The organism is Agromyces mediolanus (assembly GCF_044917495.1).
Taxonomy (GTDB): domain Bacteria; phylum Actinomycetota; class Actinomycetes; order Actinomycetales; family Microbacteriaceae; genus Agromyces; species Agromyces mediolanus_B.
Window position 1 is genome coordinate 100,302 of the sequence record NZ_JAVSSI010000008.1, and the last position, 13,381, is coordinate 113,682.

Sequence of the window (13,381 nt, forward strand, 5' to 3'; positions counted from 1 at the left end):
CGGCGTCATCAGGCGGCCCGCGTCGTCTCGGCCGGCGTCGTTCCGGCCTCCTGGGTGTCGGCTGCTGCCGTCTTGGTGTGTGCAGTGTCGGTTGCCGCCGTCTCGACGGGTGGGGTGTCGGTTGCTGCCGTCTCGACGTATGCCGTGTCGGTTGCCGCCGTCTCGACGGGTGGGGTGTCGGTTGCCGCCGTCGCGACGGATGCGGTCTCGACCGCCGCCGTGTCGACCGATGCCGCCCCCGACCGCATGGTCGCGACGCGCGCGCGGACCGCGCGGTCGGCGGCGGTGCCGGCACGGATGGGTGTCGCGGTCGGGTCGACGTGCGGGGGCGGAACGAACCATCGCTCCCGTCCGCGGACGATGATGCGCCAGCCGTCGTCGTGCACCCGATGATGGTGGTGGCTGCAGAGCAGGATGCCGTTGTCGAGGTCGGTGCGCCCGTCGTCGCGGTGCCACCACGCGATGTGGTGCGCCTCGGTGTGCGAGGGCGGCCTCGAGCATGCCGGCCACGCGCAGCCGCCGTCGCGATCGGCGAGGGCGAGCTTCTGGGCGGCGCTGAACAGCCGAGCTGAGCGCCCGAGCTGCAGCGGCTCGCCCTCATTGCCGACGAACAACGGCGCGATGCCCGAGGCGGTGATCAGCGCGCGGACGCTCGCGATCGAGATTGGCTGCTCGATGCCGTCGATCGTGCCGTGGCCGTGGCCGTGGCCGCGGCCGTGGCCGTGCCAGCGCTCGCGTTCGGAGAGGAGGGCCTCGGCGTCGGCGCGCACGACGACGGTCGTCTGCCGGAGCGTCGGGATCTCGCGGCAGCCCAGCGCGTGGCGCATGAGATCGGCGAGCGCGTCGGCGTTCATCTGGGCGATCGTGCGGTCTTCGGCGGTGCGGGTGTCGTCGTGCGGTCCGAGCTCGTGCTGCGCCTGCGGCCGGGACTCCGGATGCGACGCCTGCGTGTGCGCCTGCGGCTGGGACTCCGGCTGCGCGTGCGGATGCCGGTGCCTCGCGTCGCGCGCTCGCCGCAGCTCGGCCCCGACCAGCCCCTCGACCGCCGCCTTCAGCGCGGCGCCGTTCACTGGATCGAGCGCGCCGCGGAGCTGCACCATCCCCGCTCGGTCCTCCCAGATGCGCAGGCCCCGTCCAGCTCGGAGCTCGTCTTCGCGCGGTCGCACGCCGTCCGGGTCGAGGCGGGCCTCGAGGAGTTTGATGAGCTGCCCGAGGCGTTCGGGGCTCGCCTCGGCCGCGCGCTCGACGAGGAACTCTTCGGCTGAGTCGAGGAGTTCGGGGGCGACCCGCGGGGCGACGCGATCGAGGAACCGCCGTACGAGTTCCGCCGCGTCGAGGCCGAGTTCGGCGGTCGCGAGTGCGTGCGACAGGTGGGGGAGTCTGGGCGGCTGCGGTGCGCCCAGCAGCGTGCACCGCGCGGCGGTCGCCTCGCCGACGGCGACGAGCGCGGCCGCGTCGCTCGTGCGGCGGCCGGTGAGTTCGGCGACGAAGCGGGTCGCCGAAGAGAACCCGCGATCCCGGGCGGGGTCGGCGCCCGGCTCCCCGGTGCATCGTGAGGCCAGCTCGGCGGAGCACGCCGACTCGATCGCCTCGGCGGCCCGCACGACGCCGGCGACGGCCGTGAGTACGCGCGCGAGTCCGTCGTCACTCAGACCCCGCGCGGCGTCGGCGGCGGCATGCGACGGCCCTGCGCCGATTCCCTCTGCCCCGATTTCCCCTGCGCGGATTCCTCCTGTGCCGAGCATTCCCGCGCCGAGTCGCACGGCGCCGGACCACGCCTCGGCGAGGGCGGCGAACCGCTCGCCGAGCACCGCGAGGGCGGCCGGCGGATCGGGGGTGGGTTCCATGGTTCGACGCTACGCGGAATCGAGGCGAAGATTCGAAGCTCTCTTCGATGTGTGGAGAAACGGGCGGTCTCGCAGGCTGGGGAGGAGGACCAGCGATCCGCGATCCGCGATCCGCGCCACCGCGCCACTGTGCCCGCGGCGCAACGGCGCCACCGCGCAACGGCGTCCCCGCGTCACTGCGCCGCGTGACCGCGCCACTGCGCCACCTGACCGCGCACCCGCCCCGCGCCGAACCTCGCGCCGAACCGCGCGCCGAACGGGCTTCGAACCGCGACCCGCCGCGCCCCGAACGTGCGCCGAGCCCCCGCCTAGCTCGTGCCGCTCCACGGCGCCGGCACGATCACCCACATGACCTCGGCGCCGAGCTCGTCGTCGGCCGTCCAGCTGTGGGGCTCCCGCCCCGGGAACGTCAGTGCGTCGCCGGCGACGAGCGTGACCGCGCGGTCGACGAAGCGCACCGTGAGCGCGCCCGACAGCACGTGCAGCACCTCCACGTCGCTCGAGATCGTGTAGAGCTCGGCGCCGCCGGACGCTCCGGGCGCCATCTCGGAGCGCAGCAGCTGCACGCGCGACTCGCTGCGGGGCGACATGAGCCGCTCGGCGACCCGGGTGCCGCCGAAGTTCACCCGCGGCGCCTCGGCGTAGGGGATGACCTGGATCTCGGGCTCGGCGAAGAGCGAGCCGATCGGCAGCGAGAGCACCTGGCAGAGCTGCAGCAGCGTGGCGACCGACGGCGAGGTCTCGTCGCGCTCGAGCCGGCTGAGGAACCCCTTCGTGAGCCCGCTCGCCTCGGCGAGCTGGGCGAGGGTGAGCCCCTGCGCGGTGCGCGCGTTGCGCAGGTGCGCTCCGATCGCGAGCGGGGAGGAGCTGGGGCCAGGGGGGACGGCGCGGCGCATGCGGCTCCTTCGCTCGGTTCGGATCGCGGATGACTCGGCCACGGGCCGATCGACGGCCCATCGCCCCGGATGCCTGGATCACGGATGCCGCGAACGCATGCTTGCGTCACCGCATCCCACGCCGTAGCATGGCCCGCGAGTTTTCTCCAGAATATCAAAGGTTTACCAATATGCAACCCAGCGATCTGCCCAGCGACCAAGCCAGCGATCTGCCCAGCGATCTGCCCAGCGACCTGCCCGGCGAGCGCCCGGCGCCGATCGGACCGGTCGACGCGAGCCGCGTCCCGCGATTCGCCGGCATCGCCACCTTCGCGCGCCTGCCCCGCCTCGAGGAGGTCGAGCACGCCGACATCGCCGTCGTGGGCGTGCCCTTCGACAGCGGCGTGAGCTACCGGCCGGGCGCCCGCTTCGGCCCGGCGCACGTGCGCGAGGCCTCGCGCCTGCTCCGCCCGTTCAACCCGGCGCAGGGCGTCCTGCCCTTCGCGGTGCAGCAGGTCGCCGACGCCGGCGACCTCGCCGTGAACCCGTTCAGCATCGACGAGGCCGTCGCCGACGTCGAGGCCGGCGCCCGCGCGCTCGCCGAGCACGCCGACCGGCTCGTCGTGATCGGCGGCGACCACACGATCGCCCTGCCGCTGCTCCGCGCCGTCACGGCGAAGCACGGCCCGGTCGCGGTGCTCCACTTCGACGCCCACCTCGACACCTGGGACACCTACTTCGGCGCCCCGATCACGCACGGCACCCCGTTCCGCCGCGCCTCGGAGGAGGGACTCATCGACCTGACGGCGAGCATGCACGTCGGCACCCGCGGTCCGCTCTACGGCGTCGAGGACCTGAGCGACGACGCCCGTCTCGGCTTCGCGATCGTCACGAGCGAGGACATCGAGGAGCGCGGTGTCGAAGCGGCGATCGAGCGCATCCGCGCCCGTGTCGGCGGCAAGCCGCTCTACATCTCGATCGACATCGACGTGCTCGACCCGGCGCACGCCCCCGGCACGGGCACGCCGGAGGCCGGCGGGCTCACGAGCCGGGAGCTGCTGCGCATCCTCCGCGCCCTCGCCGACCAGCGCATCGTCGGCGCCGACGTCGTCGAGGTCGCCCCGGCGTACGACCACGCGCAGCTCACCGCCGTCGCCGCCTCGCACGTCGCGTACGAGCTGATCAGCGCGATGGCCCCGCGCGGCTGAGGCCGCGACGCCGCGCCGCCACCGGCAGCCACCCCGGACCGCCGCCCGGCATCCACCCCGGATCGAAGGAGACCCAGATGACCACCCGCACCCCGAGCGCCGAGGAGGCGCTCGCCGCCGCCGACGCGATCATCGACGCGTTCGCGGCGACCGACGGCGAGCGCTACTTCGCCGGCTTCGCGCCCGACGCGAGCTTCCTGTTCCACACGGAGGCGGCGCGGCTCGACGACCGCGCCGCCTACGAGGCGCTCTGGCAGGGCTGGGTGGCTGGCGGATGGCGCGTCCTCGAGTGCCGCTCGAGCGGACGCCTGGTGCAGACGTTCCCGGGCGGCGCCGTCTTCAGCCACGACGTCGCGACCCGCGTCGACACGGGCGAGGGCGAGGACGCCTACCGCGAGCGGGAGACCATCGTCTTCCGCGTCGACGCCGAGGGGCTCCTCGCCGTGCACGAGCACCTCTCGCCGGCATCCGCCGACTGAGCGGCCCTGACCGAACCGACCCCCGCATCCCCCAGGAGCACGCAATGTCGCTGTACCGCCGTCTCGACCGCCGCCTCGCCGAGCAGTCCGACACCTCAGGGCCCGTCCGCGGCACCCTCTCCACGCCGCGCATCGGCATGATCTGGCTCGCCGCGAACCTCGTCGTGACGACCCTGCTCACCGGCACCCTGTTCGTGCCCGGCGTCGAGTACGGCACCGCGATCACGATGATCGTCGTGGGCACGGTCGCCGGCGCGGTCGTGCTCACCCTCATCGGCAACATTGGCACCCGCACGGGCCTGCCGACGATGGCGCTCGCGCGCGGGGCCTTCGGCACGCGCGGCGGGTTCCTGCCGATGGCGGCGAACCTCGTCATCCTGATGGGCTGGAGCTGGGTGCAGGCGATGCTCGCCGGCGTCACGGTCGACGCGCTCGTGTCGAGCCTCACGGGCTTCTCCAACCCGATCCTCTTCTCCGTGCTGTGCCAGACGATCGTCGTCATCCTGGCGATCTTCGGCCACGAGGGGATCGCGCGGGTCGAGCCGTGGCTCGCCGTGCTCATGCTCGCGATCATCGCCTGGATCTTCTTCATCGCCTTCACGAGCTTCGCCCCCGGCGAGTACTTCGCGATCCCCGCGGACCCCTCGATCGGCCAGACGCCGGCGATCGTGCTCGACATCGTCGTCGCGACCGCGGTGAGCTGGACGGTCCTCTCGGCCGACTTCAACCGGCTCGCGAAGACGAGCCGCGCCGGCTTCCTCGGTGCGGGCCTCGGCTACACGCTCTCGACGGTCATCGCGATGACCCTCGGCGCCACCGCGATCGGCTACGTCATCCTGAGCGGCGGGGAGCCGCTCGCCTTCGACCCGAGCGTGCTCGTGGCGGCGTTCGGCGCCCCGATCGCGATCGTCATCTTCGTCTCGGTGATGGCGACGAACTCGATGGTCGTCTACGGCATGACCACCTCGATCGTGCACGCCGCGGCCGGACGGGCGAAGCTGCGCTTCCTGCCGACGGCGCTCGTGGTCGGTGCGATCTCGATCCTCGGCGCGACCTGGCTCGCGCTCCTCGACCAGTTCACGAACTTCCTCATCGTGATCGGCGCCTTCTTCGTGCCGGTGTTCGCGATCATGATCGTCGACTACTACGTCGTGAAGCGCGCGAGCTACACGGTGGACCTCCTGCGCCGCCGCGGCGGCCGCTACTGGTACCTCGGCGGGGTGAACTGGATCGCGGTCGGCGCCTGGGCGATCGGCGCGACCGCCTCCTACCTGTGGGTGTACGTCTGGCCGAGCCCGGTCGGGGCGACGATCCCGGCGTTCGTCGTGACGTTCACGATCTACCTCCTCGCGATGCTGCCGGAGCGGGCGCGCACCCGCCGCGAGGCGAGCGTGCACCTCGCCGACGCGGTCGTGCAGGTCGACACGACGGGGATCCAGGCGATGGACGAGGCGGTCCTCGGCGACGCCGAGCGGGCGCTCGAAGCGCGGCGGCGGGCGAAGGCGGCGGATAATGGTGCGGATGCCCCGGCGGGTGCGGATGCCCCGGCGGGCGCCGAAGCACGTACCGGAAGGGGCGCCGACCGCGATGCGTGAGCTCAGCCATCCGATCGTCTCGGGCATGCGGGTCTACCCCGGCGACCCCGAGGTCGCGATCGAGTCCGCGCTGCGCCTCGACCGCGACGGCGTCGACGTCGCCCGGCTGCACCTCGGCTCGCACACCGGCACGCACCTCGACGCCCCCTCGCACACCGTCGCCGGCGGGCGCACCACCGGCGCGATCGGCCTCGACGAGCTCGTCGGCGACGCCCTCGTCGTGCACCTCGACGGCCTCGCCGCCGGGCAGCGCTACGGACTCGCCGAGCTGGCCGCGGCGCTCGGCGGGGAGCTGCCGGAACGGGTGCCGCCGATCGTGATCCTCGACACCGGCTGGGCCGCCCGCTTCGACTCGGACGAGGCGCTCGAGCACCCCGCGCTCGACCCGGCCGCCGCGGCGGAGCTCGTGCACCGCGGCCTGCACGTGCTCGCCGTCGACACCCTGAGCCCCGACCCGAGCGCGGGCGGCGGCGCGGGCTTCCCGGTGCACGAGGTCGTGCTCGGCGCCGACCGGCTCATCGTCGAGAACCTGTGCGGGCTCGCGGGGCTGCCGGAGCGGATCCGTGCGGGCTTCTTCCCGCTCCGGGTCGACCTCGACGGCGCCCCGGTGCGGGCGGTCGCCTTCGACTGACGCCGGCGCCCGCCCGATCCGGCTCAGGCGGGCCCGCGCGTCAGGCGGGAGCCATCCGCGCCCCGAGCTCCAGCCGCTCGCCCTGGAACCGCTCGCGCAGCCGCCGGTCGTGCGAGACCAGCACGACGGCCCCGGCGAACGCCGCGACGGCGGCCTCGAGCTGGTCGACGAGGAGCGGCGCGAAGTGGTTCGTCGGCTCGTCGAGGAGCAGCAGTTCGACGTCCCGGCTGACGAGCACAGCGAGCTCGAGCCGGCGCCGCTGCCCGTACGACAGCCCGCCGAGCGGGCGGCCGAGCTCGGCGGGATGGAACAGTCCGAGGGCGGACAGCCGCTCGGTCGCGGCATCCCGGTCCGCGTGGAGCTCCGCCGCGTACGCCTCGACGAGTGTCGTCCGCGGCTCGGCGACCCGCTCCGCGTGCTGGCGCAGCCGGCCGACGGACCCGGTGCGCGTCACCGTGCCGCGCTCGGGCGGCAGCTCGCCCGCGAGGACGCGCAGGAGCGTGGTCTTGCCCGTCCCGTTCGGGCCGGTGACGAGCAGCCGCCCGCCCGGTCCGAGCTCGAACCCGGGCAGCGGCGCGCCGAGCACGGTGAGCCCGGCGGCGCGCAGCAGGGGCGCCGCGGCCGCCGTCGCGCCGCCGGCGGCATCCCGACCACCCGGCGCTTCCGCCGCATCCGCCCGCGCGCCGAGCGTCCCGGCCGTGAACCGCAGCGGCTCGGGCGGGGCGGCCACCGGCTGCGCGGCGAGTCGCTCGAGTCGCTCCTTCGCGTTGCGGATGCGCCCCATGGCGCCGTGGTCGCGGCCGCGCGCGCGGAACGCGCCGGCCCCCATGCCCGGCTTGTCGAGCTTGCGCGGGATGGCGGCGAGCCGCCCGGCGTTCGCCTCCAGCAGGGCGAGGTGGCGCGCCCGCTCGGTGAGCCAGGCCTCGTGCGCGAGCCGCTGCCGCTCCCGTTCCGCGGCCTTCGCCGCGAGATAGCCCGCGTAGCCGTCGCCGTATCGGGCGACCCCGCCGTCGGCGAGCTCCCAGATCGCGCTCGTCCAGCGCTCCAGGAACGCGCGGTCGTGGGATGCGGCGACCACGGTGCCGCGATGGCGTGCGAGCGCCGCGAGGAGCCAGTCCCAGGCGGCGTCGTCGAGGTCGTTCGTCGGCTCGTCGAGCAGCAGCAGCTCCGCGTTCGAGGCGAGCGCCGCGGCGAGCACGATCCGCGCGCGCTCCCCGCCGGAGAGCGTGCGCCACTCCCGGGAGCGGTCGATGCCGCCGACGCCGAGCGCGGCGAGCCCCGCGTCGAGCCTGGTCGGCGCGCCGTAGCCGTCGCGCGCCTCGTAGCGGTCGACGAGCGCGGCGTAGCGGGCCAGGGCGGCGTCGAGCATGGCCCCGTCGCGGCCGGCGGCGTCGAGCGCGGCCCCGTCGACGACGCCGCCGTCCGGGCCGGCGAGCGCCGCGCCCGCGTCGGCGAGCTCCGCTTCGAGGGCGCGGAGCTCTCGCCAGCACGCGTCGATCGCCTCGGCGACCGTCGCCCGCTCGGGCAGTTCGAGCGACTGCTCGAGGGCGCTGATGCCGCCGGGGGCGACGAGCATCCGCTCGCCCGCGTCGGGCTGCAGCTCGCCCGCGATGAGGCGGAGCAGCGTCGTCTTGCCGGCGCCGTTGTCGCCGACGAGCGCGACGCGCTCGCTCGCGCCGAGCTCGAGGTCGACCCGGTCGAGCACGAGGTGGTCGGCGAAGCGGACGCTCGCACCGCGCAGGGAGAGTTGGATTCGGGCGGTCATGTGCGACTCGCAATCTCGATCCGTCGATCGGCGCACGGGCCGGCTTCGTCGTCGAAGCGCCGGTGGCGGGCGCGCGGAGCGGGCGCGGCGCACGATCACGGATCGGGGTGAGGATGGCCGGCATCCGAAGATGCCCGGAACGGATGCCGCGGAGCGAGGCTCGACGCGGCGGGGCCACCTCAGTGGCGGATCAGCGTACCCATAGGTGGATGACCGTAGCACCGGCCGCGCACCGGGCACAAGACGCCCGGTGCTACGCCGCGTCGTCCTGCCAGCGCGTCAGCTTCTCCGGATTGCGCACGAGCCAGAGCTCCGCGAGCCGCCCGTCCCGCACCTCGACCGAGACGACGGTGTCGACGACGCCGTTCTGGGCGAAGACCGCGACGTAGCCCGAGGCGGTGTCCCGCAGCGAGATCGAGAGCCCCTCGCCGCGCTTCGCGATGATGCCGAGCACGTAGTGCGCCACCTTCTCGGCGCCGAGCACCGGCCGCCGGGCGGCCGAGACGAGCCCGCCGCCGTCGGAGACGAGCCGGGCGTCGGGATCGAGCAACCGCACGAGCGCCTCGATCTCGCCCGTCGCCGCCGCCGCGAGGAAGGCGTGCACGACCGCGGCGTGCTGCTCGCCCGTCGCCGCGCCCGCACGGCCCGCGCGCACTCGGGCCCGGGCGCTCGAGGCGAGCTGACGGCACGCCCCGGGGGAGCGGCCCACGACCTCGGCGACCTCGGCGAACGGCATCCCGAACGCCTCGTGCAGCACGAAGGCGACCCGCTCGGCCGGGGTGAGCGTCTCGAGCACGACGAGCATCGCGGTCGACACCCCCTCGGCGAGCTCCGCGCGCTCGGCCGGGTCGGCCGGCGGTGCCGCGGCGAAGCGGCCGCCGAACGCGTCCGGCGCATCGGGCAGCGGCTCCGGCAGCCACTCGCCGACGTACGCCTCGCGGCGCTTCCTCGCCGAGCCGAGCTCGTCGAGGCAGATCCGGCCGACGACCGTCGTCAGCCAGGCGCCGGGGGAGCGGATGCCGGCCCGCTCCGCCTCCGGCAGCCGCAGCCAGCGCTCGAAACCGGCCTGCACCGCGTCCTCCGCCTCGGCGAAGGAGCCGAGCATCCGATAGGCGAGGCCGAGGAGCGCCGGGCGCTCCGCAGCCACCGCCTCGGCCGAGGCATCCACCGTGCTCATGCCGCAAGCCTGCCATGCGCCGGCTGCCCGCCTGACATTCCGGCGCGCTGCGTCGTCGGAGGAGTGACGGCGGGCACCGGGCCCGCCGAGGGCCGCAGGCCCGGAACGGAGGACACGGTGAGGATCGCCATCGCGGGAGGGACCGGCACGGTCGGCCGGCACATCGTCGAGGTCGCACGGGAACGCGGGCACGAGGCCGTCGTGCTCGCCCGCTCCGCCGGCGTCGACCTCACGACGGGGGCCGGGCTCGCCGCCGCGCTCGCCGGGGTGGCGGCCGTCATCGACGCCGCGAACGTCAACGCCATCGACCGGAAGACCGCCGAGCGCTTCTTCACCGGCACCTCCCGCACCCTCCTCGCCGCCGAGCGCGAGGCGGGCGTCGGCCACCACGTGCTGCTCTCGATCGTCGGCATCGACCGCATCCCCTACGCGTACTACGAGGCGAAGCTCGCGCAGGAGCGCGTCGTCGAGGCGGGCGGGATGCCGCACACGATCCTCCGCGCGACGCAGTTCCACGAGTTCGCCGGGCAGATGGCCGGTCGGCTGCGCGTCGCCGGCGTCCAGCTCGCCGCCCGGATGCGCACGCAGCCGATCGCGGCCCGCGAGGTCGCCGAGCACCTCGTCGCGCTCGCCGAGGGGGAGCCGCGGGGGCGGGCGCGCGACCTCGCCGGCCCCCGCGAGGAGCAGCTCGCCGAGCTCATCCGCCGGCTCGTCCGCGCCGAGGGCCGCCGCGGCCCGGTCGTGCCGGTCTCCCTGCCGATGCGCGGCATGGCCGAGATGCGGGCGGGGGCAGCGCTGCCCGGCCCCGACGCGGAGCTCGGCCGGCAGACGTTCGGGGAGTGGCTCGCCGCGCGTTGAACCCGAGGCCCCCTCGTGCACCCGGGGTTCACCGCCGGGCCATCCGGGGGCCAGCCCCGGGTCATCCGTCGCCGATTCACTGGGCGGAAGCCCGCGCTCCGCACCCGCCTGATCCCAGGCGGGTGCGGTCGCGCGCGCCCGAACGAGCGAAACGCGCGAGACGAATGAGGAAGAGACGACGATGACGATGACGACGATGCGCCGGGCCCGGCGCGGTGCGGCGACCGCCGCGCTCCTGGGCCTCGCGGTCGCCGGGCTCGCGGTGCCGGCCACGGCCGCCGCGGCGGAGCCCGCGATCGAGGTGCCGACCGCCCCGGTGGTCGACGGCACCACCACCTGGCACTACCTCGACGACGGCACCGACCCCGCCCGCGGCGACGCGAACCTCCGGGTCTGGACGACCACGGGCTACGACGACGCCGACTGGAAGCAGGCGCCCGGCAGCTTCGGCGCGAAGGGCGGCAAGCTCGCCGCCGTCGGCCCGCACCTGCCCGCCACCCTGCTGAACCACTACCTGAACGGCACCTCCGCCCCCACGGTGCCGACCTACTTCTTCCGCACGAGCTTCGAGCTCGAGCCGGGCGTCGCGGCCGAGGTCGGCCAGCTCGTCGGCGACCTCGTCTACGACGACGCCGTGCAGGTCTGGGTGAACGGCGAGAAGGTCGCCGGCTTCGTCGACGGCCGCGTCACCGGCACCACGAACCTCGAGTACGCGGGCGACAGCAACGGCGACCCGCTCGCCTCGACGTTCACGGCCGACGGCGACGTGCTCGTCGACGGCACGAACACCGTCGCGATCGCGCTCTTCCAGGACCGCGCCTCGAGCTCGGACATCTACCTCGACGTGCCGAAGATCTCGCTGCTCCCCGAGGCGGGCGCGCCCGGCGAGCCCGTCGCCGTGCCGCCGACCCGGGTCATCCTCACGCCGACCGAGACGCCCGCGACCTCGCAGTCGTTCTCGTGGCTCGCGGGCGACGTGTCGCACACGAGCGGCCAGGTGCAGATCCGGCCGGCCGAGGGCGGCGACACCCGCACGGTCGACGCCTACGCCGCGGGCACCGTGAACGGCAACCCGCTGCAGCACTTCTCGGCGACCGTCGACGGCCTCACCGCGGCGACCGCCTACGAGTACCGCGTCGGCCTCGAGGGCGCGTGGAGCGACTGGACCCGCTTCACCACCGCGAACCCGAAGGCCACCGACTTCCAGTTCGTCTACTACGGCGACGCGCAGATCGGGCTCGACTCGACCTGGCCGAACGTCGTCGCGCAGGCCGAGGCGAAGGCCCCGCGCTCGATCGGCTCCGTGCACGCGGGCGACCTGATCAACACCTCGTCGAACGAGACGGAGTGGCTGAACTGGTTCAAGGGCATGAAGACCTCGGCCGCGACGACGAACGTCATGGCGGCGCCCGGCAACCACGAGTACTCCGGCGACAAGCTGCTGAAGTCGTGGAAGGCGAACTTCGAGTACCCGCACAACAACCCCTCGACCGAGACGATCGGCGAGCTCGCCGAGCTCGCCGTCGGCGAGAGCGACGTGGCGAAGCAGTACGCCGCCTACTTCGCGCACTGGACGGCCTTCGCCACCGAGACCGTGTACTTCACGGACTACCAGGGCGTGCGCTTCATCACGGTGAACGCGACCCGCGACACCACGTTCCTCACCCCCGACGTGCTGCCCTCGTGCACCGGCGCCGAGTGCCCGCAGACGAAGGTCGGCGAGCTGTGGACCCAGTTCCAGGCGGCGTGGCTCGACCACGTGCTCACCGAGAGCCCCTCGAAGTGGAACGTCGTGACCTTCCACCAGCCCGTCTACTCGACCTCCGCGGGCCGTGACGAGCCGATCCTCCGCAAGTACTGGGTGCCGGTCTTCCAGGAGCACGACATCGACCTCGTGATGATGGGCCACGACCACACCTACGCGCGCGGCTACCACAACGACGACGTCACCGAGACCGCCGGCATCACCGACGGCCCCGTCTACGTCGTCTCCAACTCGGGCGCGAAGCACTACGAGCTCGAGACCCCCGAGAAGAACGTGTGGACGAACAACAACGCCACGCAGGTGCTCCGCGGGGCCGGGGTCACCACCTACCAGGTGGTCGACGTGACGAAGAACCAGCTCGTCTACCGCTCCTACCTCGCCGAGAAGACGGCGAACGCGACGACCGAGCTGCCCGTCGGCGCGGTCTACGACGAGTTCACGGTCACGAAGCTCGACGACGGCCGCAAGTGGGTCACGGAGGCCGGCGTCGAGCCGCCAGTCGACCCGAACCCGCCGGTCGAGCCGACCCCGGTCGACGAGTCCCTGCTCACCGAGGCGAACCGCGGCGGCGTCACCGTGCCGGCGAGCGCCGAGCCGGGCGAGGCCATCGAGATCGGCCTCGGCGCCGCGCGCGCCGAGCTCGAGGTGAACGTGTGGCTGCACTCCGAGCCGCAGCTGCTCGGCTCGCCGACGGCGGACGCCGAGGGCACCGTCCCGGCGACGATCCCCGCCGACGCGCCCGAGGGCGAGCACCGGCTCGTCGTGCAGTCGGCGGAGGGCGAGCTCATCGGCTGGGCGCCGATCCGGCTCGCGGCCGACGCGGGCACGGGTGGGCCGGGGCCGGGCACGGGTGAGCCGGGTACGGGCGAGCCGGGCACGGGTGGGCCGGGCGCGGGTGAGCCGGGCACCGGCGGCACGGGCGACGGATCCGCCTCGGCCGGCGACGGCCTCGCGCACACCGGCGCCGAGATCCAGACGGCGCTCTGGCTCGCGGGGGCGCTCCTCGCGGCCGGCGCGGTGATCGCGATCATCGCCGTGCGCCGCCGTCGTCAGCGGGCGAGCGGCGAGCCGGAGGCCTGATCGGGGCATCCGCCGCGTCCGATCGACGCACCGACCGGCGCCCGGTCCCCACGAGGGGGCCGGGCGTCGGCGCGTCGCGGCGGTGCTCCCGGCATCCCGGC

At 74.4% G+C, this 13,381-nt stretch carries 10 protein-coding genes; 6 read left to right on the forward strand and 4 right to left on the reverse strand.

What is annotated here, in order from left to right:
- Positions 1 to 8: 8 nt before the first annotated feature.
- Both ROT00_RS12755 and ROT00_RS12760 read right to left on the reverse strand, forming a co-directional pair.
- A complete protein-coding gene (locus tag ROT00_RS12755) occupies positions 9 to 1,847 on the reverse strand; it encodes a DUF222 domain-containing protein (RefSeq protein WP_404775403.1) in 1,839 nt (612 codons plus the stop codon).
- A 308-nt stretch (positions 1,848 to 2,155) separates the two neighbouring features.
- Positions 2,156 to 2,743 carry a helix-turn-helix domain-containing protein gene (locus tag ROT00_RS12760; protein WP_404775404.1) on the reverse strand — a complete coding sequence of 196 codons (588 nt, stop codon included), beginning with the start codon at positions 2,741 to 2,743 and terminating at the stop codon, positions 2,156 to 2,158.
- 170 nt (positions 2,744 to 2,913) lie between these two features.
- Between ROT00_RS12760 and speB the strand changes: the two genes are divergently transcribed.
- The 4 genes from speB (at position 2,914) to ROT00_RS12780 (ending at position 6,635) form a co-directional block, all read left to right on the forward strand.
- Positions 2,914 to 3,930: an agmatinase gene (speB, locus tag ROT00_RS12765; RefSeq protein WP_404775405.1), complete on the forward strand. Its 1,017-nt coding sequence runs from the start codon at positions 2,914 to 2,916 to the stop codon at positions 3,928 to 3,930.
- Between the two features lie 77 nt (positions 3,931 to 4,007).
- The gene (locus ROT00_RS12770; protein WP_404775406.1) at positions 4,008 to 4,409 is read left to right on the forward strand and encodes a nuclear transport factor 2 family protein; all 402 of its coding nucleotides are present in this window, start codon (positions 4,008 to 4,010) and stop codon (positions 4,407 to 4,409) included.
- Positions 4,410 to 4,453: 44 nt separating this feature from the next.
- Positions 4,454 to 6,004, forward strand: a complete 1,551-nt coding sequence (locus tag ROT00_RS12775; protein WP_404775407.1) for a purine-cytosine permease family protein — start codon at positions 4,454 to 4,456, stop codon at positions 6,002 to 6,004.
- A complete protein-coding gene (locus tag ROT00_RS12780) occupies positions 5,997 to 6,635 on the forward strand; it encodes a cyclase family protein (protein WP_404775408.1) in 639 nt (212 codons plus the stop codon). The genes ROT00_RS12775 and ROT00_RS12780 overlap by 8 nt, the downstream gene beginning before the upstream one ends.
- A gap of 40 nt (positions 6,636 to 6,675) precedes the next feature.
- Here ROT00_RS12780 and ROT00_RS12785 read toward each other — a convergent pair whose 3' ends face one another.
- Both ROT00_RS12785 and sigJ read right to left on the reverse strand, forming a co-directional pair.
- Positions 6,676 to 8,400 (reverse strand): ATP-binding cassette domain-containing protein, encoded by a 1,725-nt coding sequence (locus ROT00_RS12785; RefSeq protein ID WP_404775409.1) that lies wholly within the window; start codon positions 8,398 to 8,400, stop codon positions 6,676 to 6,678.
- 253 nt (positions 8,401 to 8,653) lie between these two features.
- On the reverse strand, positions 8,654 to 9,577 hold the full coding sequence (gene sigJ / locus ROT00_RS12790) for an RNA polymerase sigma factor SigJ (RefSeq protein ID WP_404775410.1): 924 nt from the start codon (positions 9,575 to 9,577) through the stop codon (positions 8,654 to 8,656).
- Positions 9,578 to 9,694: 117 nt separating this feature from the next.
- Between sigJ and ROT00_RS12795 the strand changes: the two genes are divergently transcribed.
- Positions 9,695 to 10,435: an SDR family oxidoreductase gene (locus ROT00_RS12795; protein WP_404775411.1), complete on the forward strand. Its 741-nt coding sequence runs from the start codon at positions 9,695 to 9,697 to the stop codon at positions 10,433 to 10,435.
- Between the two features lie 181 nt (positions 10,436 to 10,616).
- On the forward strand, positions 10,617 to 13,280 hold the full coding sequence (locus tag ROT00_RS12800) for a purple acid phosphatase family protein (RefSeq protein WP_404775412.1): 2,664 nt from the start codon (positions 10,617 to 10,619) through the stop codon (positions 13,278 to 13,280).
- The last annotated feature ends 101 nt before the right edge of the window (positions 13,281 to 13,381 follow it).